This is a genomic window from Ectothiorhodospira shaposhnikovii (assembly GCF_022227765.1).
In the GTDB taxonomy this organism is placed as follows: Bacteria; Pseudomonadota; Gammaproteobacteria; order Ectothiorhodospirales; family Ectothiorhodospiraceae; genus Ectothiorhodospira.
In genome coordinates this window covers 179,919-200,489 of the sequence record NZ_JAJMLZ010000003.1, presented here as the reverse complement: position 1 = coordinate 200,489, position 20,571 = coordinate 179,919, and the positions used below count along the sequence as shown (strand labels likewise).

The 20,571-nt window shown below is 64.1% G+C and carries 22 protein-coding genes; 6 read left to right on the top strand and 16 right to left on the bottom strand.

The window, feature by feature from the left end; genetic code table 11:
* Positions 1–17: 17 nt before the first annotated feature.
* The gene (lepB, locus tag LQD11_RS05830; RefSeq protein WP_238616688.1) at positions 18–815 is read right to left on the bottom strand and encodes a signal peptidase I; all 798 of its coding nucleotides are present in this window, start codon (positions 813–815) and stop codon (positions 18–20) included.
* 52 nt (positions 816–867) lie between these two features.
* A complete protein-coding gene (lepA, locus tag LQD11_RS05825) occupies positions 868–2,691 on the bottom strand; it encodes a translation elongation factor 4 (protein ID WP_238616687.1) in 1,824 nt (607 codons plus the stop codon).
* 196 nt (positions 2,692–2,887) lie between these two features.
* Here lepA and LQD11_RS05820 point away from each other — a divergent pair, with 196 nt between their 5' ends.
* Positions 2,888–3,394: a hypothetical protein gene (locus tag LQD11_RS05820; protein WP_238616686.1), complete on the top strand. Its 507-nt coding sequence runs from the start codon at positions 2,888–2,890 to the stop codon at positions 3,392–3,394.
* A gap of 4 nt (positions 3,395–3,398) precedes the next feature.
* On the opposite strand, the gene LQD11_RS05815 is transcribed toward LQD11_RS05820, so the two are convergent.
* The 6 genes from LQD11_RS05815 to rpoE form a co-directional block, all read right to left on the bottom strand.
* Positions 3,399–3,641 carry a glutaredoxin family protein gene (locus LQD11_RS05815; protein WP_238616685.1) on the bottom strand — a complete coding sequence of 81 codons (243 nt, stop codon included), beginning with the start codon at positions 3,639–3,641 and terminating at the stop codon, positions 3,399–3,401.
* Positions 3,638–5,086, bottom strand: a complete 1,449-nt coding sequence (locus LQD11_RS05810; protein ID WP_238616684.1) for a DegQ family serine endoprotease — start codon at positions 5,084–5,086, stop codon at positions 3,638–3,640. The genes LQD11_RS05815 and LQD11_RS05810 overlap by 4 nt, the downstream gene beginning before the upstream one ends.
* A gap of 61 nt (positions 5,087–5,147) precedes the next feature.
* Positions 5,148–5,624 (bottom strand): SoxR reducing system RseC family protein, encoded by a 477-nt coding sequence (locus LQD11_RS05805; protein ID WP_238616683.1) that lies wholly within the window; start codon positions 5,622–5,624, stop codon positions 5,148–5,150.
* Entirely contained in the window at positions 5,621–6,619 is a 999-nt protein-coding gene (locus LQD11_RS05800; protein ID WP_238616682.1) for a MucB/RseB C-terminal domain-containing protein, read from the bottom strand. The genes LQD11_RS05805 and LQD11_RS05800 overlap by 4 nt, the downstream gene beginning before the upstream one ends.
* Before the next feature lie 4 nt (positions 6,620–6,623).
* Entirely contained in the window at positions 6,624–7,256 is a 633-nt protein-coding gene (locus LQD11_RS05795; RefSeq protein WP_238616681.1) for a sigma-E factor negative regulatory protein, read from the bottom strand.
* 26 nt (positions 7,257–7,282) lie between these two features.
* The gene (gene rpoE / locus LQD11_RS05790; RefSeq protein WP_238616680.1) at positions 7,283–7,858 is read right to left on the bottom strand and encodes an RNA polymerase sigma factor RpoE; all 576 of its coding nucleotides are present in this window, start codon (positions 7,856–7,858) and stop codon (positions 7,283–7,285) included.
* 298 nt (positions 7,859–8,156) lie between these two features.
* Here rpoE and nadB point away from each other — a divergent pair, with 298 nt between their 5' ends.
* Positions 8,157–9,791, top strand: coding sequence for an L-aspartate oxidase (nadB, locus tag LQD11_RS05785; protein ID WP_238616679.1), 1,635 nt, complete (start codon positions 8,157–8,159; stop codon positions 9,789–9,791).
* Positions 9,792–9,808: 17 nt separating this feature from the next.
* Positions 9,809–10,633, top strand: coding sequence for a sulfurtransferase (locus tag LQD11_RS05780; protein WP_238616678.1), 825 nt, complete (start codon positions 9,809–9,811; stop codon positions 10,631–10,633).
* Positions 10,634–10,644: 11 nt separating this feature from the next.
* Here LQD11_RS05780 and orn read toward each other — a convergent pair whose 3' ends face one another.
* Positions 10,645–11,190: an oligoribonuclease gene (gene orn, locus LQD11_RS05775; protein ID WP_238616677.1), complete on the bottom strand. Its 546-nt coding sequence runs from the start codon at positions 11,188–11,190 to the stop codon at positions 10,645–10,647.
* A gap of 152 nt (positions 11,191–11,342) precedes the next feature.
* Between orn and LQD11_RS05770 the strand changes: the two genes are divergently transcribed.
* Positions 11,343–11,681, top strand: coding sequence for a 4a-hydroxytetrahydrobiopterin dehydratase (locus tag LQD11_RS05770; RefSeq protein ID WP_008932636.1), 339 nt, complete (start codon positions 11,343–11,345; stop codon positions 11,679–11,681).
* Between the two features lie 24 nt (positions 11,682–11,705).
* Complete coding sequence (gene rsgA / locus LQD11_RS05765; RefSeq protein ID WP_238616676.1) at positions 11,706–12,593, top strand: ribosome small subunit-dependent GTPase A; 888 nt, start codon at positions 11,706–11,708, stop codon at positions 12,591–12,593.
* A gap of 27 nt (positions 12,594–12,620) precedes the next feature.
* Here rsgA and LQD11_RS05760 read toward each other — a convergent pair whose 3' ends face one another.
* The 6 genes from LQD11_RS05760 to aceA all read right to left on the bottom strand — a co-directional run bounded on the left by LQD11_RS05760 (position 12,621) and on the right by aceA (position 17,892).
* Positions 12,621–12,965 (bottom strand): histidine triad nucleotide-binding protein, encoded by a 345-nt coding sequence (locus LQD11_RS05760; RefSeq protein WP_008932638.1) that lies wholly within the window; start codon positions 12,963–12,965, stop codon positions 12,621–12,623.
* A gap of 27 nt (positions 12,966–12,992) precedes the next feature.
* Positions 12,993–13,589 carry a recombination mediator RecR gene (gene recR / locus LQD11_RS05755; RefSeq protein ID WP_238616675.1) on the bottom strand — a complete coding sequence of 199 codons (597 nt, stop codon included), beginning with the start codon at positions 13,587–13,589 and terminating at the stop codon, positions 12,993–12,995.
* Between the two features lie 3 nt (positions 13,590–13,592).
* Positions 13,593–13,919: a YbaB/EbfC family nucleoid-associated protein gene (locus LQD11_RS05750; protein ID WP_238616674.1), complete on the bottom strand. Its 327-nt coding sequence runs from the start codon at positions 13,917–13,919 to the stop codon at positions 13,593–13,595.
* A gap of 80 nt (positions 13,920–13,999) precedes the next feature.
* Positions 14,000–15,850, bottom strand: coding sequence for a DNA polymerase III subunit gamma/tau (gene dnaX / locus LQD11_RS05745; protein ID WP_238616673.1), 1,851 nt, complete (start codon positions 15,848–15,850; stop codon positions 14,000–14,002).
* A gap of 118 nt (positions 15,851–15,968) precedes the next feature.
* A complete protein-coding gene (gene rraA / locus LQD11_RS05740; protein WP_238616672.1) occupies positions 15,969–16,463 on the bottom strand; it encodes a ribonuclease E activity regulator RraA in 495 nt (164 codons plus the stop codon).
* 118 nt (positions 16,464–16,581) lie between these two features.
* Positions 16,582–17,892, bottom strand: coding sequence for an isocitrate lyase (gene aceA / locus LQD11_RS05735; RefSeq protein WP_238616671.1), 1,311 nt, complete (start codon positions 17,890–17,892; stop codon positions 16,582–16,584).
* Positions 17,893–18,254: 362 nt separating this feature from the next.
* Between aceA and aceK the strand changes: the two genes are divergently transcribed.
* Complete coding sequence (aceK, locus tag LQD11_RS05730; protein ID WP_238616670.1) at positions 18,255–20,009, top strand: bifunctional isocitrate dehydrogenase kinase/phosphatase; 1,755 nt, start codon at positions 18,255–18,257, stop codon at positions 20,007–20,009.
* Between the two features lie 5 nt (positions 20,010–20,014).
* Here the strand turns inward: aceK and pgsA are convergent, their stop codons facing one another.
* Positions 20,015–20,569, bottom strand: coding sequence for a CDP-diacylglycerol--glycerol-3-phosphate 3-phosphatidyltransferase (pgsA, locus tag LQD11_RS05725; RefSeq protein ID WP_238616669.1), 555 nt, complete (start codon positions 20,567–20,569; stop codon positions 20,015–20,017).
* Positions 20,570–20,571 lie beyond the last annotated feature (2 nt).

Here is a 20,571-nt window from a genome sequence, read left to right as displayed (position 1 = left end):
AATGACTCGGAGCATCCCTAGCGGATGCGGGTACCCAGACGACTGAAATCCATTTCCCTGGCGCCATGATCCCAGTGCATCCAGATGAACAGCGCCTTGCCCACCAAGTTTGCCTCGGGCACGAAGCCCCAGAACCGGCTGTCGTTGCTGTTGTCCCGGTTATCGCCCAGGGTGAAATAATGTCCGGCCGGGACGACGATCTCACCCTCCACCGAGGGCCGGTCCGGCCACAGCAGTACCTGATGGGAAATGCCGTTGATCCGCTCTTCCATCAAATGGGCTCCAGTCATTACCGCACCGGAACCACTGCCCTCATAACGGCCGACGAAGACCTGCTCCACCGGCACATCATTGATATAGAGCTGCTTGCCGTAAAATGCCACCCTGTCACCGGGCAGACCCACGATGCGCTTGATGTAGTCCTCCCGCGGATTCTCGGGATAGCGGAACACCGCCACATCCCCCCGTTCCGGCTGGCCCAGATCGATGACGCGGGTCCGCACCACCGGCAGCCGGATGCCGTAGCTGTACTTGCTCACCAGGATGAAGTCCCCCACCAGCAGGGTGGGCATCATGGAGCCGGACGGAATGCGAAAAGGTTCGGCCACGAAGGCGCGCAGGACCAGCACGATCAGCAGCACGGGGAAGAAGGAACGCGCATAGTCCACATACCAGGGCTCGGCCGGGCGCATGGCCTCGCCCACCGCGTCGGCCCGCGCCCTGCGGCGCCCGCGCCACCACACCACGTCCGCCAGCCAGATCAGGCCGGTCACCAGTGTCCCCAGCACCAGAATCAATTCCAGATCAAACGTCATGGGTCCTCCCCTGTCGGCACCCGAATCCCTTGCTCAAGCCAAATCCCACCGATCAGTTCTTCTGATCCACCTGAAGCACCGCCAGGAAGGCCTCCTGAGGCACTTCCACCCGCCCGATCTGCTTCATCCGCTTCTTGCCCGCCTTCTGCTTTTCCAACAGCTTGCGCTTGCGGCTGGCATCCCCGCCGTAGCACTTGGCGGTCACGTTCTTGCGCAGTGCCTTGACCGTGGAACGGGCAATGACCTTGGAACCGATGGCGGCCTGGATGGCCACTTCGAACATCTGCCGAGGAATCAGCTGCGCCATGCGCTCGGTGAGGTCGCGCCCCCGGTACTGGGCCTGATCCCGGTGGGTGATCACCGACAGGGCATCCACGCGGTCGCCGTTGATGAGCACGTCCACCTTCACCAGCGGGGCCGCCTGGAAGCGGGTCAGTACGTAGTCGAAGGAGGCGTAGCCACGGCTCACCGACTTCAGGCGGTCGAAGAAGTCCAGTACCACCTCGGACATGGGCATGTCGTACCCCAGGGAGATCTGGTTGCCCACGTACTGCATGCGGGTCTGCACCCCGCGCTTCTCGATGCACAGGGTGATCACCGCACCCACGTAGTCCTGGGGCACCAGGATGCTGGCGTTGATGATGGGCTCGCGAATCTCGGCAACGGTGTTCACCGGCGGCAGTTCCGCCGGATTGTGGATGGACAGCACCTCGCCGGCGGTGGTTTCCACCTGATAGATCACGGTGGGCGCGGTGGTGATCAGGTCCAGGTCGTATTCCCGCTCCAAACGCTCCTGGATGATCTCCATGTGCAGCATGCCCAGGAACCCGCAACGGAATCCGAACCCCAGGGCCTGGGAGGTTTCCGGTTCGTACTGCAGGGAGGCGTCGTTGAGCTTGAGCTTGTCCAGGGCCTCCCGCAGGCTGTTGTAGTCATCGGCGCTGACCGGGAAGATGCCGGCGAACACCCGCGGCTGGACTTCCTTGAAGCCCGGCAGGGGCTGAGCGGCGGGACGGTCGGCACCGGTGAGGGTATCGCCCACCTTGGCGCCGGTGATGTCCTTGATGGTGGCGATAACGAAGCCCACCTGACCCACCCCCAATTCCTCCCGAGGGGTGGGCTTGGGAGTGAACACCCCCACCTGGTCCACCAGATGGGCGCGCCCGGTGGACATGGCAATGATCTTCTGCTTGGGCCGCAGGGTCCCTTGCATCACCCGCACCAAGGCCACCACGCCCAGGTAGTTGTCGAACCAGGAGTCGATGATCAGGGCCTGCAGGGGGGCATCCGGGTCCCCCTGGGGTGGCGGGATACGGGCCACCAGCGCCTCCAGCAGGTCGGGCACGCCGACACCGGTCTTGGCGCTGACATGGACGGCATCCCGGGCCTCGATGCCGATGATCTCCTCGATTTCGTGGGCCACCCGCTCCGGCTCCGCCGCCGGCAGGTCGATCTTGTTGAGCACCGGCACCACTTCCAGACCCTGGTCGATGGCCGTGTAGCAGTTGGCCACGCTCTGGGCCTCCACGCCCTGGGAGGCGTCCACCACCAGCAGGGCACCCTCGCAGGCGGAGAGGGACCGGGAGACTTCATAGGAAAAGTCCACGTGTCCGGGGGTATCGATGAAATTGAGCTGGTACTCCTGACCATCCCGAGCGGTATACATCAGCGACACGCTATGGGCCTTGATGGTGATGCCCCGCTCCTTTTCCAGATCCATGGAGTCCAGCACCTGCTCGGACATCTCCCGGTCCTCCAGTCCGCCGCAGACCTGGATGAAACGGTCGGCCAGGGTGGACTTGCCGTGGTCGATGTGGGCGATGATGGAGAAGTTTCTGATTCTGCTGATCTTGGAATCGCTGGATTGACTGCTCATGGGGCCTGCTCGGGATAGGGGGACCCTGACGCACATGGTCCGGCCATGTACCCACCGGGTTGATCAAGATTGGACTGCGCATTGTACAGACTCAACCGAGGCAGTAACAGCAACGGCCGTATCCCGGCGCGGCAGCCATTGCCTTGTGGCGCCACATGCGGTAAACCCGGCACTCACGGAATCACTGGAGAACTCGATGACAGCACAGCATCCCCCCCGGGCCCGGGAACTGGCGGAACAGGCGTTTGCACAGGACCGGGACGACATCCTCTGGCAACGCTGCCTGTTGATGGCGGATCAGGACGCGGACGCGGCCCGGGCGGCCTATCTGGACGAGGCCGCCGCCATGTTCGCGACCCGACTGGAGGCGGAAGCACAGGCCCTGCGTCCGGATCCGGCCTGGAAAAACCCGATGCTCGGCGCCATCCTCCCGGCCCTGATCGCCCTGGTGATCAGTGTTCTGTTCACCCTGGCCCAGTATCCCTTCCCGTTCGTGGCCTGGTCGGTCCTGATGGGGATCTTCTTCGTGCCCTCGGCGGGCATCCTGGGCTACGTGGGCGTCTTTGCCCTGCGCTATCGGCTGGAGCCGGGCTTTCGCATCGTGAACCGGGAACGGACCGAGCGCATTGCGGTGATGGGGTTCATCGCCCTGGCCCTGGTGGGCGCCATCGGCACCTACAAGCTGGTTTACTGGCCTTACTGAGCCATCAGTCTCCGGCCAGTTCCAGCCGCAGACCCCGCTCATCCAGAAAATGGCAGCACAGGATCTCCTCGCCGACGGCGAGAACCGGGATCTTGGCATGGAAACGTTGCCTTAGGGCGGGGTCTTCGTCGATATCCACTTCCCGGATCTCGAAACCCAACTCATCCTGCAGCGAGCGCAGCTCATGGAGCATGCGCTCGCACAGGTGGCAGCCATCTCGATGATAGAGGGTGACCTCCAGCTTCATTCCGGCACATCCAGCGGCATCCAGATGGGCCCCTGCCCCCGCTGTACCAGCACCCGGGCGGATCGTCCCGGCGGCAATGCTTCCACCACCTCTTGCATCTGTTCCAGGCTGCGGATGTCATGGCTGTTGATCATCAGGATCACGTCACCCCGACGAATGCCGGCACGCTGGGCCGGCCCCGACTCCACCTCGGTGACCAGTACACCCCCGTCGGCCAGTTCCAGACGCTCCCGCAACTCATCGGGAACGGTTTCCAGATGCATGCCGAAGGGCTTGAAGCGGGACTGGGCCGGGGTCGGAGCCTGGGCATGGGACTGAGCCAGCTCGTCTTCCGAGGGCAGTTCACCGATCACCACCTCGACGGTCATGGGCTTGCCGTCACGCAGGATCTCCACCCGGGCCGGTCTGTCGATGGGCGCACGTCCGACGATGGGAGGCAGCGCCGAGGACCGGGGCACCTCGGTGCCGTTGAAACTGAGGATCACGTCGCCGGTACGCAGTCCGGCGGCCTGCGCCGGGCTGTCGGGCAGGACCCGCGCCACCAGTGCCCCGGTGGGGCGCTCCATGGAGAAGGAATCCGCCAGCTCCCGTGTCACCTCCTGGATGATCACCCCCAGCCAGCCACGGCTCACATACCCCTTGTCCCGCAGCTGATTGACCACGTCCATGGCCACTTCGATGGGTATGGCAAAGGACAGCCCCATGAAGCCGCCGGTACGGCTGTAGATCTGAGAGTTGATCCCCACCACCTCGCCGTTCATGTTGAACAGCGGCCCCCCGGAATTACCCGGGTTGATGGCCACGTCGGTCTGGATGAAGGGCACATAGCTCTCACTGGGCAGGTTGCGTCCCTTGGCACTGACAATACCCGCCGTCACCGAGTGATCAAAACCGAAGGGCGAGCCGATGGCCAGCACCCACTCACCCACCCGCAGGCTATCGGAATCCCCCAGGGTCAGGGTCGGCAGATCCCGGGCCTCGATACGCAGCACCGCCACATCGGTACGCGGGTCGGAGCCGATCAGTTCGGCAATGAAGGTGCGTCGGTCGCTAAGCCGGACCTCGATCTCGTCCGCGCCCTGGATGACATGATGGTTGGTGACCACATAGCCGTCCGCCGAGATGATGAACCCGGACCCCAGGGAGGTGCTGTCAAAGCCCCTCGGCGGCGGTGCGCTGCCGCCCCGCTCACCGAAGAAGCGGCGTAGCAGGTCACCGAAGGGGCCGTCCTCCGGCAGACCTTCGGGCAACTGCAGCGGGGGATGACCGCTGGGCAGCTCCATGGCCCGGGAAGTACTGATATTGACCACCGCCGCGCTATTGGCTTCCACCAGGGGCACGAACTCGGGCAGCCCCCGGGCGTGAACGGGACTTGCGACCACCAGGCACAGGGACACAAGCAGGATCAGCAGAAAGGCATGCGGACGTTGGCTTGTTGTCTTCATATAGGACTCGCGAATGTAAAGGGCCGCTTCCATACGCTGGTCGCGGGAAATGGAGATGCGCTCAGGGGGCCAGCACACCATGAATCCGGATCGCCGGCGGCCCGAGGCGACGCACCACCACCGGCTGATAACGGGGGTCACGGCGGATGCGGCGGGTGAACCCGCCGACGGCGCCCAGGCCCGCCAGCAGCCCCGTCAGACCGGCCGCCACCACCGGCAACTCGCCGTGCCCGCCCCAAAGCCACTGCCCCAGGGCGGCAAACACCAACATGCACAGCAGAGGCAGGATGTAGACGGCCAGCGAACCACGTACCAGGGCGGACTCATCCAGACCGATGATGACCTCTTCCCCCAGGCTGACCCCGACGGGATCAATGACCCGCACCTGGGTGCGGCGCTGTCCGAACAGTTTGGCAATCACGCTGGTGCCGCACCCCTTCTGCACGGAACAGGTTCCGCAGGCGGTCTTGCGCTCGGTTTCCACCCAGGCAAATCCAGCCTCGTCCACCGCAATCACGCGGGCAGTCTCTTCGATCACCGTGCATTCTCCCCATCATGAAACACCGATTCGGCAATCAGGCGCACGGTAGCCTCGGGTACCTCGCCAAGGACCGTCACCTGATACTCTCCCCAGGGCAGTACCACCGCATGCAGACCGCCGGAACGGGTCAGGCCACGCAGGCGGTCTTCCGGACGATCCATCCGCGTGACGAAGACGGATACCGTGGCCAATCCGTCGGTCAGGATCATGTGCTGTACCGGATGGGGACTGGCCGCCATGAGCCGCCTGCTGACGCCGGTAACCTGGAATCCCGGCGGCATCTCTCCAATCCGCCAGCGGAGATCCGGCTCCATGACCTGGGTACGGGCCGACGGGGTCTCCATGGGACGCGCCGTCACGCCCTCCCCCCGCATGCGCGGTTGCAGACGCTCGTCGGCCACACGGGCGGGAAATTCGATGCGGGTGAACATGAATTGCTCGAAAATGCGCCCCTCCCGGCTCAGCAGCCGGGACTGCAGCAACATGCCGGTGGGCTCGTGGATGCAGAGCTGATAGCCATAGCGAAGATGGTCACGAGGGATGATGGACACTTCCTGACAGGACAGGCCGGCAACCCGCTGTTGCTCCCCAAGGCGCAGGCGGTAGTTCTCGCCCAGGCCGTCCAGCCCCTGGCGAAGGGGCAACACGCCGGGCAGGCCCAGCAAACTCTTGCCCGGGTCCAGACACAGAGCCGGGTCCAAATCATCGGGACGCACGCAGATGATGCTGTCTTCATCCTTGATGATTTCACGGGGAGACCCGGTCAGGGCCACCAGTCGTTCCCGTGAACCCCGCTCGTCCCGGGCATGGATGATCTGCAGGGTCTCCATGCGCTGGTCATGGGCAAAGACAAAGACGCCTTCGTAGTTGAGCTCATCCACGGCCCGGGCCATCTTCTGCAGCAACGCATGGGCCGCCTGCTCCGAGGCGGCCGCCGTCGCGGTGGCCAGCAGCGCCACCACCACACACATCAGGTGCAGGCGCCGCAACATGGGTTCAATCACCCATGAAGCCGTGTCCGACCGTGCGGACATGGGGCGGCATGGGGCCCCGCCCCACGGCTGACTCCGCGTGATTGATCAGATAACTGCTGAAACGGGCATCTCCCATGTCGATGCGCAGGAACTGCTGACTGCCATGCTCCAGGGGCGAGTGCTGTATCTGGGCGGTCCGGGCATCGGGTTCGAGCATGGACTGAAGGGCGTTGCGCTGACCAGGATCCCACTGGGCGGCGCGGATCACCGGCTCGGCACCGGCCATGGCCGGTTCCATGCGCGGGTCGGCGGGATCACCGGTGAAGTTCTGCAATCCCACCAAGACCGCCACGGCCACGGCGGCCGCCATGCCCATGCCGGCCACCGGCTTGAGCAGACGTCCCTGCAGGGTCCGGGAAGACGAGGCCAACAGCTGCGGCTCCTCAGCCACGGCGGCCATGATGCGCGCGGAAAAATCGGGGGGGGCGGTACGATCCAGATTGCCCCGCATGACGTCGCCGATCAAATGATAGCGACCCCATCGGGCCAGATCTTCCGGGTTCTTTGCCAGCTCGTCCAGCAACCGGCGGGTCTCGAAGGCCTCGGCCTCGTCATCCACCAGCGCGGAGAGTCGTTCCTCTTTAGTGGTCGTCATGATGCGTCTCGCTCTTGAAAGCACATTTAATCAAGCAATGGCCGCAAGACGCGATCGATCGCTTCCCGCGCCCGGAAAATCCTGGAGCGCACCGTACCAATGGGGCATCCCATGGTCTGCGCAATCTCCTCATAGCTCATCCCCTCCAGTTCACGCAGGGTGATGGCTGTCTTCAAGTCGTCCGGCAACGTGCTGATGGCGTTCTGCACGGCCAGTCGTATCTCCTCCGACAGCAATTCCCCTTCCGGGGTTGCATATTCCTTGAGGGCGGACTCGCCCCCCATCTGTTCCGCATCCTGGGCGTCCACCTCCACGTCCGGCGTCCGGCGGCTCTGGGAGACCAGATGGTTCTTGGCCGTATTGATGGCGATCCGGTACAGCCAGGTGTAGAAAGCGCTTTCGCCCCTGAAATTGGCCAGCCCCCGGTAGGCCTTGATAAAGGCCTCCTGGGCCACATCAAGCGCCGTGGCAGAGTCATGCACATAGCGGGAGACCAGGTTGACGATCTTGTGCTGGTACTTCTGCACCAGTACGTCGAAAGCCTTCTTGTCTCCGGCTTGAACACGCCTGACCAGCTCCTCGTCGGTTACTTTATTGCCCATTCGGGCACTCCCCCTCTGAGGGCACGTCCTGTACCCTAACTGCGATGGACATGGAAACCCTCGTTAAGTTCTTGCAAATGACGCCCAAACTGCACCATGCTCCCATCATTCCCGGGAATTCATGGCACAGGTCAATTTGTCAGTCTGCCCGGTGCATGTAACACTGCAAAAAACCGTGACAAAATAACTCAGATCGAGACACAGCCTCAAGCGAGCCCCCCGCTCGGACGCCGGCCCATCCCGCCAGGGACCGCCGACCTTTCCCTCCCGGGCCGAGGCCATTCTGGAGAAACCATCAATGCAAGATTCGTCCCAGGCGGAGGTCCGCAAATCCATGGACGTCCTCATCATCGGCAGCGGCGCCGCCGGCCTGAGCCTGGCCCTTCACCTGGCGACGGAACAACGCGTGGCGGTGCTGAGCAAGGGACCCGTCAGCGAAGGCAGCACCTATTACGCCCAGGGCGGCGTCTCCGCGGTGCTGGACCGTCATGACTCCCTGGAAGCCCATGTCCGCGACACCCTGGACGCCGGCGGTGGCCTGTGCGACGAGGCCGCCGTGCGCCATACCGTGGAGCACGGCCCGGAAAGCATACAATGGCTGCTGGATCTGGGCGTCCCCTTCACCCGCGAACCGGCTGACGACGGCCGGGTGCAACTGCATCTGACCCGGGAGGGTGGCCACAGCCACCGCCGCGTGGTCCACGCCGCCGACGCCACCGGCAAGGCCATCGAAAACACCCTGGTGGAACAGGTCCGGCGCCACCCCAACATCGAGCTGTTCGAACATCACATCGCGGTGGATCTGCTCACCAGCCACAAGCTCGGCCTGACGGGCCCCCGGCGTTGCCTGGGTGCCTATGTGCTCAATCTCAAGTCCCATAAGGTGGAAATCTTCGCCGCACCCTTCGTGGTCCTGGCCAGCGGCGGCGCCAGCAAGGTCTATCTCTACAGCAGCAACCCGGACGGCTCCACTGGCGACGGCATCGCCATGGCCTGGCGGGCCGGTTGCCGGGTGGCCAACATGGAGTTCATGCAGTTTCATCCCACCTGCCTGTTCCATCCCAAAGCCAAGTCCTTTCTCATCTCCGAGGCGGTTCGGGGCGAAGGCGGCAGACTGCTGCTGCCCGACGGCACCCCTTTCATGGAACGCTTCGACCCCCGGGGGGAATTGGCCCCACGGGATATCGTCGCCCGGGCCATCGACCATGAAATGAAACGCCTGGGGGCGGACTGCGTCTATCTGGACATCTCCCACAAGCCGGCGGACTTCATCAAATCCCACTTCCCCAACATCCATGAACGCTGCCTGGAATACGGCTTCGACATGACCCGGGACCCCCTTCCGGTGGTGCCCGCCGCCCACTACACCTGCGGCGGCGTGATGACCGACCTGGCGGCCCGCACCGATCTGGACGGGCTCTATGCCATCGGTGAAGTGGCCTGCACGGGCCTGCACGGCGCCAATCGCATGGCCAGCAACTCCCTGCTGGAATGCCTGGTCTTCGCCCGCTCCGCCGCCCAGGACATGGGCCGGCAACGTCCCGAGCCGGTGCCGGTGGACCGGATTCCAGCCTGGGACGAGAGCCGTGTCACCGACTCGGACGAGGAGGTGGTGGTGGCCCACAACTGGGAAGAACTGCGCCGCTTCATGTGGGACTACGTGGGCATCGTTCGCACCAGCAAACGACTGCAGCGGGCGCAACGACGCATTGAATTGCTGCAGGGCGAGATCCACGACTACTACAGCAACTTCCGCGTCACCAATGACCTGATCGAGCTGCGCAACCTGGCCCTAGTGGCGGAAATCATCATCCGCAGCGCTCAGAGCCGAAAGGAGAGCCGGGGCCTGCATTACACCCTGGACTACCCGCGGACCGATCCGGCACTGGCCGGCCGTCCCACCGTACTGACCCCGTCCGGCTCCCCGGCATGAATCAGGAGATACGCCCCATGCACGAGGCTATGCCACTCATCATCGATCCCCTGGCCCTTGAGGCCAGGCTGCAGGACCAGCGTCTCCGGATTGTGGACCTGAGCCCGGCCGAGCGCCATGCCGCCGGCCACGTGCCGGGCGCCCTCCATCTGGACTACGGTCGCATCGTCGCCTCGGCGGCTCCGGTCATGGGACTGCTGCCGGAGATCGGCGTGCTACGCACCATCCTGGCGGAACTGGGCATCGGCCCGGACACCCATGTGGTGTGCTACGACGAGGAAGGCGGCGGCAAGGCCGCGCGCCTGCTCTGGACCCTGGCCGTGTGTGGTCATGAGGCGCTGTCACTGCTCGACGGGGGAGTGGCGGGCTGGTCGGCGGCGGGCCTGACCATTTCCACCCAAGCCGCCGTGGATGTCGCGCCGACGCAAACGGAATACCCCCTCGCCTACGGTACCGAACGGGTGGCCGACCGGGCGTGGATCCTGGCCCACATGAAGGATGAGGACGTGATCCTGGTGGATGCGCGCAGCACCGATGAATTCACCGGCCGGGTGGCCTATGCGGCCCGGGGCGGCCACATCCCCGGGGCGGTTTCCTTCGAATGGACCCGCTGCATGGATCTGGAGCACAACCGTCGCCTGCGCGCCGAAGAAGCCCTGCGCCGGGATCTGGAGGCACAGGGCATCACGCCGGAAAAGGAGATCGTCGTCTACTGCCACACCCACCATCGCTCCGCCCTGAACTGGCTGGCGCTGGAGCACCTGGGCTACGAACGGGTGCGAGGGTATCCGGGTAGCTGGTCCGACTGGGGCAACCGGGACGACACCCCCATCGAGACCTGAAACACGTCGGCTCAGACCTTGAGCATGTGCTCCCGATAATGGCGCAGCTCGGCGATGGAGTCGCGGATGTCCTGCAGGGCCTTGTGGGTGGCATCCTTGGACAGGCTGTTGAGCACGCCGGGCGCCCAGCGGCGGGCCAGCTCCTTGAGCGTGCTCACATCCAGGTTGCGGTAATGGAAGAAGGCTTCCAGATCCGGCATGCAGCGGAACAGAAAGCGCCGGTCCTGGCAGATGCTGTTGCCGCACATGGGGGATGAACGGGGCGGCACATACTGCTTCAGGAACCGCAGGGTTTCCTGCTCCGCCTCCACCTCGTTGTAGAGACTCAGCTTCACCCGGTCCAGCAGGCCGGAGCGGCCATGGGTATTGCGGTTCCAGTCATCCATCCGGCTCAGGATTTCCTCGGTCTGATGGATGGCGATCACGGGGCCTTCCGCCAGGACATTCAGCTCCTTGTCCGTCACGATGGTGGCAATCTCGATGATGTAGTCGGATTGCGGGTCCAGGCCGGTCATTTCCAGGTCGATCCAGACCAGATTCTCCGGATTGGGATTCATGGGCTTCCTTTGTGCCGTGGCGGCACGCTCTGAGCGTTCATGGCAAGAAGATCGCCGGCGACGGGCGAACGCCGACGGCGGGGCCACAGTCTACACTGTACATGAACGCTTTTTCGAGGCCGGACCCGCCGGCCGGAAAAGGAGGCATCCCCATGACCCAGCTCCATGACCGACACTGCACCCCCTGCGAGGGCGGCACCCCGCCCATGGACAAGGTGGACATCCAGAGCTTCATGAAATCCCTGGCCCCGGACTGGACGGTGGTGGACGATGGCCGTGCCATTGAACGCGCCTTCCGGTTTCCCGACTTTCATCGGACCATGGCCTTCGTCAATGCCGCCGCCTGGGTGGCCCATCGGGAAGATCACCACCCGGACCTTGAGGTAGGCTATGATCGCTGTCTGGTGCGGTTCACCACCCATGCCATCGGCGGCCTGTCGGAGAACGACTTCATCTGCGCTGCCCGGGTGGACCGCTTACTGGAAGACTGAATCGGACATCGACCTGGGAAGGCAATGAAAGCATCCAGACCCGGCAGGGTCATCACCCGTTTTGGTTCACAGGTGCTGGTGGAGGACGAGGACGGCCGTGTCCACCGCTGCACGCCCCGCCGCCGGCTTGAACACGTGGTCTGCAACGATGCCGTGTCATGGCATCCCGAGCCCAGCGGAGACGGCGTGGTCACCGACATTCACACCCGCGGCAACCTGCTGGAACGGGTCGATCCCCGTGGCCAGCGCAAGAACATCGCCGCCAACGTGGATCAGGTGGTGGTCGTCACCGCCGCCGCCCCCGCCCCGAGCTGGCCCCTGGTGGACCGTTACCTGGTGGCCATCGAGCGCATGCCGGCCCGGGCGCTGATCCTCTACAACAAGGCAGACCGGCCCGATCCGGACCCGGAAGGCACGGCCGCCGCCCTCCAGGGCTACGAGGCACTGGGTTATCCGGTCCTGAGGACCAGCGTGGCGAATGGTCAGGGCATGGAGGCCCTGCAGGCCTTCCTGGCCATGGGCACCAGCGTGCTGGTAGGCCAGTCCGGGGTGGGCAAGTCCTCCCTGATCCAGGCACTGCTGCCGGATCTGGAGATCCGCATCGGCGCCCTGTCCGAACTCAGCGGCGAGGGACGCCACACCACCACCAATGCCACCGTCTATCGCCTGCCCTGTGGCGGCGCCCTGATCGACTCACCCGGCGTGCGCGACTTCAGCCCCGGCCCCACCCCCCAGCGGGAACTGGCGCAAGGGTTCGTGGAACTCAGGACCCTGGCGCCGGAGTGTCGTTTTCACAACTGCACCCATACGGTGGAACCGGGTTGCGCGGTCAAGGCCGCCCTTGAGCAGGGACGGATCGATCCGCGGCGCTACGCGAGCTACCGCACGCTGCTGGAAGCGGCCGAGGCATAACCCACGCGCCAGGCCCCATCGGCACGATCAGCCCGGCGGCCACTCCATCTGCCGGCCACCCAGGACATGCATGTGCAGGTGATAGACCGACTGACCGCCGTCGGCGTTGCAGTTGATGACGGTGCGGAAACCGTCTTCCACCACGCCCGCCCCTCGGGCCACTTCAAGCCCCACCCAATGCATGTGACCCAGAAGGTCCATGTCGGCCTGCGTCATGTCGGCAACAGTGTCGAAATGCTGCCTGGGGATCACCAGTACGTGCAGGGGGGCCTGGGGATTGAGGTCGCGAAACGCCACCACCCGGTCGTCCTGATAAACGATATCCGCCGGGATCCTGCCCTCGGCAATCTTGCAGAAGATACAGTCTGTCATTCTCTTTCCACTCGATGGATGGCCGGTCTAGAGATCACGCCGGCCTGAAAAGGCATGGGAGAGGGTGCCGCGGTCCACATATTCCAGTTCGCCGCCCAGCGGGATGCCGTGGGCAATGCGGGTGGTCCGCACCCCCAGCGCCCGGGCCATGTCCGCGATGTAGTGAGCGGTGACCTCCCCTTCCACCGTGGTCCCGGTGGCCAGGATCAGTTCCCGGATCTCGCCTTCGGCCAGACGGGCCTCCAGCCGATCCAGACCCAGTTCCTCGGGGCCAACGCCGTCCAGGGGGGAAAGCTGACCCAGCAGCACATGGTATTGGCCGCGAAAGCCGGTGGCCTGCTCGATCGCCATCTGGTCCGCCGGCGTCTCCACCACGCACAGCAAGTGCCTGTCCCGGTGGGTGTCGGCGCAGACCCGACACAGCGCGTGCTCGGTGAGGGTGCGACAGCACCGGCAATGACCGATGCGCTCGACCGCCTCCTTCAGCACCTCGGCGAGCCGCAGCGCCCCTTCCCGGTCCCGTTCCAGCACGTGCAGAGCCATCCGCTGGGCCGATTTGGGACCCACGCCGGGGAGGCAGCGCAGTGCCTCCACCAGACGATCAAGAAGGGGCGCTCCGTCCATGGATCAGAACGGCAGCTTGAATCCGCCCGGCAGGCCCATGCCCTGGGTGACGGCACCCAGGTGTTCCCGGGTCATGTCTTCCACCTTCTGTACCGCGTCGTTCATGGCGGCCGTCAGCAGGTCTTCGAGCATGTCACGATCTTCTTCCAGCACACTGGGGTCGATGGTCACACGGCTCACGGAGTGCTTGCCGGTCATGACCACGCTGACCATGCCGCCACCGGCCTGACCGGTCACTTCCATCTCCGCCAGCTCGGCCTGGGCACGGGCCATCTCTTCCTGCATCTTCTGGGCCTGCTTCATCAGGTTCCCAAGTCCGCCTTTGAGCATATCAATCACCTTTCTAAGGTTCAGTGAATTCAGGGAGGCGTAGTGTAATGCCTCCCGATGCGTGAAACACGCGCCCGCGCTCAATCTCCTTCCACGGGGCGCACGGAACCGGCCACCAGCGCCGCATCGAAACGGGCTTTCAGGGCACCGGCCACGGGGTCTTCCTCCATGTCCTGCTCGGCCGCCTGCTGTCGCCGGGCACGGGCCCTGGCCGCCGCCGCCGCCGGGGTATCCGAAGCGGGCTGTCCCGACCGAATGCGCACCCTGACAGGCCGACCCAACCGTGACTGCACGGCGGATTCCAGCCGCTGCAGGGACATATCCGTCTTTAAGTGGTCGTACTTAGGCTCCAGACTCAGCACCAGCTCGTGGCCGTCGTAACCTTCCAGGGCGCAATGATTCACCAGCTGCCCGGCCACCGCCCCCAGGCCCAGGGTGGGCACCAGCGCTCCCCAGTCCAGATGCGCTGCGGCATCGGCCTGCACAGGGTGCGGCGGCAGGGGGGCTGTCGGCGCCGGGGCCTCCCGTGCCGGGGCGGGGGGCACCGTGGCCGCGGGGGATGCGCCTTCCTCGTCCAGCCAGGGTGGCGGCTCGGGCAGGTCAGGCTCAATCGGCTCCGGGGCCACGGCCCGTGGAGGGGGTACCGGGTCCGGTGCCGCTACGGATGGCACGGACGGGAGATCGGCACGTCCAACCGGCGCGGCCCGGGCAGGCCCGCCTTCCAGCTGGGCGAGGATATCCCGCGGCCCTCGGGGCACCGGCCCCGGCGCCGCCGGCTTAGGCACCGCCGGCGTCGATTCGACCCGGGGCGGCGCGGGTGGTGCCGGTACCCGTGGAGCGGCATCGGCCACCGGACGAAAGGCCAGCATGCGCAGCAAGACCATCTCCAGGCCGCTACGGGGCTCGGGGACCAGGGGCAGATCCCGGCGCCCGATCAGGGCGATCTGATAAAAGAGCTGGATGTCCTCGGGTGCCATCCCCCGGGCCATTTCCGCCAGGGCTTCCCGTTCATCCGGCAGGTTGTCCAGGACCTCGGGCACCTGCTGGGCCAGGGCCAGATGATGCAAAAGGGTGATCAGTTCGGCCAGCACCGCCCCATAGTCTGGAGACTGGGCCGACAGCTCTTCCACCACCGCCAGCACCGCCCGGGCATCTCCGGCGGCCAGGGCCTGGAGCAGCCGCAGCAGGTGGTCCCGGGACATGGCGCCGAGCATCTCCCGCACCTCCTCCGCGCGCAGCACGCCGTCACCAAAACCGATGGCCTGATCCAGCAGGCTCAGGGCATCGCGCATGCTGCCCGAGGCGGCGCGGGCAATCTGCAGGACGGCGGCAGGCTCGGCCTCGATGGCCTCCCTCTGCAGCACCTGGCTCAGATGATCGGCGATCATCGACGCCGGCATGGCCTTGAGATTGAACTGCAGGCAGCGGGACAGGATGGTGACCGGAAGCTTCTGGGGGTCCGTGGTGGCCAGCAGGAACTTCACATGGGGCGGCGGCTCTTCCAGGGTCTTGAGCAGGGCGTTGAAGCTGTGGGTGGAGAGCATGTGCACTTCGTCGATCAGATAGACCTTGAAGCGTCCCCGGGTGGGGGCGTAGGGCACGTTCTCCAGCAATTCCCGGGTGTCCTCCACCCGGGTGCGGGAGGCGGCATCCACCTCGATCAGATCGATGAAGCGTCCGGCGTCGATCTCGCGACAGGCACCGCACCGGCCACAGGGGGTGGCGGTCACCCCCGTTTCACAGTTGAGGCACTTGGCCAGGACCCGGGCAATGGTGGTCTTGCCCACGCCCCGGGTGCCGGTGAAGAGATAGGCATGGTGCAACCGGTCCTCGCGCAGGGCATTGGACAGGGCGCGCACCACGTGGGGTTGTCCAACCAGTTCCTCGAAACTGCGGGGGCGCCACTTGCGGGCCAGGACCTGATAGCTCATGAATCTCGCTGAAGTTGCCGGAAAGGGTCATACGCCCGCACCGGCTCAAGGGCCGCGGGCACGAGGGGCCATGATAGCGCAGCCGGGACCTCAGGTGGTGCGGCGATGACGGCCCGAATCAGGCCGGCAACACAACAATACCGTCCTCGTCGGCAAACAGGCGGTCACCGGGCCGGAAGCTGACCCCGGCAAACTTCACCGGCACGTTCTCCTGCCCCACGCCCTGCTTGCGGCTCTTGAGGGGATGGGTGGCCAGAGCCTTGACCCCCAGGGGCATGCCGGCGCAGGCACGGGAATCCCGGATGCAACCATACATCACCACCCCGGCCCAGCCGTTCTTGACCGCCAGCATCGCCAGCTGATCCCCCAGCATGGCGCAGCGCAGGGAACCGCCGGCATCCACCACCAACACCTTGCCGCGCCCATCCTCACCCAGCATCTCCCGGACCTTGGTGTTGTCCTCGAAACACTTGAGGGTCACGATCTCGCCGGAAAAGGCCCGCTCGCCGCCAAAATCCCTGAACAGGGGCTCTGCCACCTGCAGCCCCGGATGATCCTCGTATTCATCACACAGGTCCGCCGTCCCCTGAAAATCCAGTGCTTCGGAAGCCATTGCTCGTCCCCTTTTGCAAACGTGTAAAAAAAAGGCCGTACCGCCATGCAGCGAGTACGGCCCGACCGGTTCACGGTGTGTCCCGGACACCCGCCAGGGGCATCCGGGACGGACTGAATCAACCGTGGAACTGCTCTTCTTCGGTGGAACCGGCCAGCGCCTTGACGCTGGAGGAACCGCCCTGGATGACGGTGGTCACTTCGTCGAAGTAACCGGCACCCACTTCCTGCTGGTGGGACACGAAGGTATAGCCACGCTCGCGGGCCTTGAACTCCGGCTCCTGCACCATTTCCACGTAGTGCTTCATGCCTTCGCCGCGGGCATAGTTGTAGGCGAAGTTGAAGGTGTTGAACCAGTTGACGTGGATACCCGCCAGGGTGATGAACTGGTACTTGTAGCCCAGCGCGGACAGCTCATCCTGGAACTTGGCAATGGTCTTGTCGTCCAGGTTCTTCTTCCAGTTGAAGGACGGGGAGCAGTTGTAGGACAGCAGCTTGCCGGGGCATTCGGCGTGCACGGCCTGGGCGAACTCACGGGCAAAGCCCAGGTCGGGGGTGCCGGTTTCGCACCACACCAGATCGGCATAGGGGGCGTAGGCCACGCCGCGGCTGATGGCCTGCTCCAGGCCGTTCTTGACCCGGTAGAAGCCTTCCTGGGTCCGCTCGCCGGTGAGGAACGGCTTGTCGTTCTCATCGTGGTCGGAGGTGATCAGGTTGGCGGCCTCGGCGTCGGTACGGGCCAGCACGATGGTGGGCACGCCCATGACGTCGGCGGCGAAGCGGGCGGAGATCAGCTTCTCGATGGCCTCGCGGGTGGGCACCAGCACCTTGCCGCCCATGTGACCGCACTTCTTCACGGCGGCCAGCTGGTCTTCGAAATGCACACCGGCGGCGCCGGCGGCGATCATGTTCTTCATCAGTTCGAAGGCGTTGAGCACGCCGCCGAAGCCGGCTTCGGCGTCGGCCACGATGGGCAGGAAGTAATCCACATAACCTTCATCACCGGGGTTGATGCCGCGGGACCACTGGATCTCATCGGCACGCTTGAAGGTGTTGTTGATGCGACGCACCATGGTGGGCACGGAGTCATAGGCGTACAGGGACTGGTCCGGGTACATGGTTTCGGAGGTGTTGCCGTCGGCGGCCACCTGCCAGCCGGACAGGTACACGGCTTCCAGACCGGCCTTGGCCTGCTGCATCGCCTGACCGGCGGTGATGGCACCGAAGGCATTCACATAGCCTTTCTTGGCCTCGCCGTTGACGCGCTTCCACAGCTTCTCGGCGCCCATGCGGGCCAGGGTGTACTCAGGCTGAACGGAGCCGCGCAGACGCACCACATCAGCGGCGGTATAACCACGCTTCACGTCCTTCCAGCGGGGATTGTTGGCCCAGTCCGCCTCAAGCGCCTTGATCTGTTCTTCTCTGTTCATGTTGCCTTGGTCCTCTGTGATCTCTGAGTCGTTTTGCCCGTATCGACCGGGCGGTACTGCTCGGAACATGGATTGTGCCGAAGGTCGGGCTCAAGTCCCAGCATTACAGTTAACCATTCAGCGCAAGGGCAGCAAGCGTAGTCCAGAAACGCCCGTATGCGGAAAATAAATTTCAATATTCATTATTAATCTATTAAATGCTTGTGCAATTTTGAGGCAAATCGGCTTAATAATGATACCTGTCGCAGGTCACGATCCGCCTTCCGCACTGCAAAATTGCAGTGCCATGACAGGGCCGGAATGTAGTAGATTTCCCTCATTGCCGACCGTCAACCGCCCAGCGACCACAGGTAACCCGACTGATGAATGAACGCGCGCGGCAGATCGCCCGCTCCATCCTGACCGGTTTTGAGCGTCATTTCTCGTTTTTCCAGGAAATCACCAGCAGCGCCCGGGAGCGCTTCGAACATGCCGACTGGGACGCCGTCCGGGCCGCCTCGGTCAAGCGCATCAGCTCCTATGACCAGCGGGTGCAGGAAACCCTCGGCAAGGTGCGCGCCACCTTCGGCATCGACGGGCTGGAAGAGCGCCTGTGGCAACTGGTCAAGATCGCCTATATGGACCTGCTGCAACACCACTCCAGACCGGAGCTGGCCGAGACCTTCTACAACTCCGTATTCTGCCGGCTATTCGAGCGCAAGTATTACAACAATGACATGATCTTCCTGGAATCAGTGGCCAATCGACAGGAACTGGCCGAACGATACCGGGGCTACCTCTCCTTTCATACCCGCGACGGCGGCGTGGATACCTGCATCTGGGAAATCCTCTCGGCCTTCTACTTCAACCTGCCCCACGCCGACCTGTCCAAGGACGTGCACAATATCGCCCGCGCCTTGGAGGCCCGCTCCGAATTCGGCCCGGAGGCCATGGGGGATCTGCGCATTGATGTGCTGGAATTTCCCTTCTTTCGCAACAAGGCGGCCTATCTCATCGGACGGGTGGTGCATGAGGGCAGCAGCCATCCCTTCATCATCCCCCTGAACAATATCGAGGGCATGGGCCTGGTGGCGGACGCCCTGCTCACCACCGAAGAAGAGGCCGAGGCGGTGTTCAGCTTTGCCCGGGCCTACTTTGTCGTGAAAACGCCGGTACCGGCCGCCACCGTGGTTTTTCTGCAGGATCTGATGCCGGACAAGCCGGTGGCCGAACTGTACATGAGCATCGGCTTTCACAAGCAGGCCAAGAACGAGTTCTACCGGGACTTCCTGCACCACTTGGCCAACAGTACCGATCATTTTTCCATTGCCCAGGGTACCCCGGGTCTGGTGATGGTGGTATTCACCCTGCCCTCTTATCCTTACGTATTCAAGGTGATCAAGGATCGTTTCCCCCCCCAGAAGGATGTCACCCATGAACTGATCGAACGTCGCTACCTGCAGGTGAAGATGCATGACCGGGTAGGCCGGATGGCGGATACCCTGGAGTTCTCCGAAGTGGCCTTCCCCTTGGCGCGTTTTTCACCCGAACTGCTGGAGGTCCTGAAAAAGGAAGTGACGTCCCAGATGGAGATCGACGGCGGCAACCTGGTCATCAAGCACCTTTACATCGAGAAGCGGATGCTGCCGCTGGACGTCTATCTGGAACAGGCCGACGAAGCCCATACCCGCGCCGCCCTGGAAGAATGGGGTCTGGCCATCAAGCAGCTCATCGGCGTGAACATTTTTCCCGGGGACCTGCTGTTCAAAAACTTCGGCGTGACCGACAGCGGCAAGGTGGTCTTTTACGATTACGACGAGATCTGCTACCTGACGGAGTGCCACTTCCGCAAGATCCCCCCCTCGCCGTTTCCGGAAGATGAACTCAGCTCGGATGCCTGGTATTCAGCCGGACCCAACGAGATCTTTCCGGAGGAATTCCCCACCTTCCTGAGCACCGACCCGCGGATACGGCGCATGCTGATGCAGCTGCATCGGGACCTGTTCGACTACCGCTACTGGCAACGCAGGCAGGAGGACGTAAAGAAGGGAATCCACGGCGACGTATTTCCCTACCCCCAGAGCGTACGGTTCGACACCAGCCTGCGCCCGGAGGCGCAGGCTGCCAGTTCCCTCTAGCGCAATCAGCTGTCCGCGACGCTCAGGGCCGCGCGCAGATAATGGAACATGGACCACAGGGTCAGGACCGCGGCCACGTAGAGCAGCACCAGACCCAGGGTGAAGGTGGGCAGCCCCAGGATGGGCTGGGCATGGAGCAGCAGGAAGATGGCCACCATCTGCGCGGTGGTCTTTAGCTTGCCGATCCAGGATACGGCCACCTTGCCCCGCTGCCCCAACTCGGCCATCCATTCACGCAGGGCGGAAATGGCAATTTCCCGACCGATAATGATGGCGGCGGCCACCGCCAACAGCATACCGCCCGGATTGTCCACCAACAGCACCAGGGCCGTGGCCACCATCAGCTTGTCCGCCACCGGATCCAGAAAGGCGCCGAAACTGGAGGTCTGCCCCAGACGCCGCGCCAGATAACCGTCCAGCCAGTCGGTGATGGCGGCCAGGGCAAAGATCATGGCGCTCACCGGCCCGGACAGGGGATGCGGATAGTAATAGACCACCACGATCAGGGGGATCAGGGCGATGCGCATCCAGGTGAGAAGATTGGGAATCGAAAATGTCATGG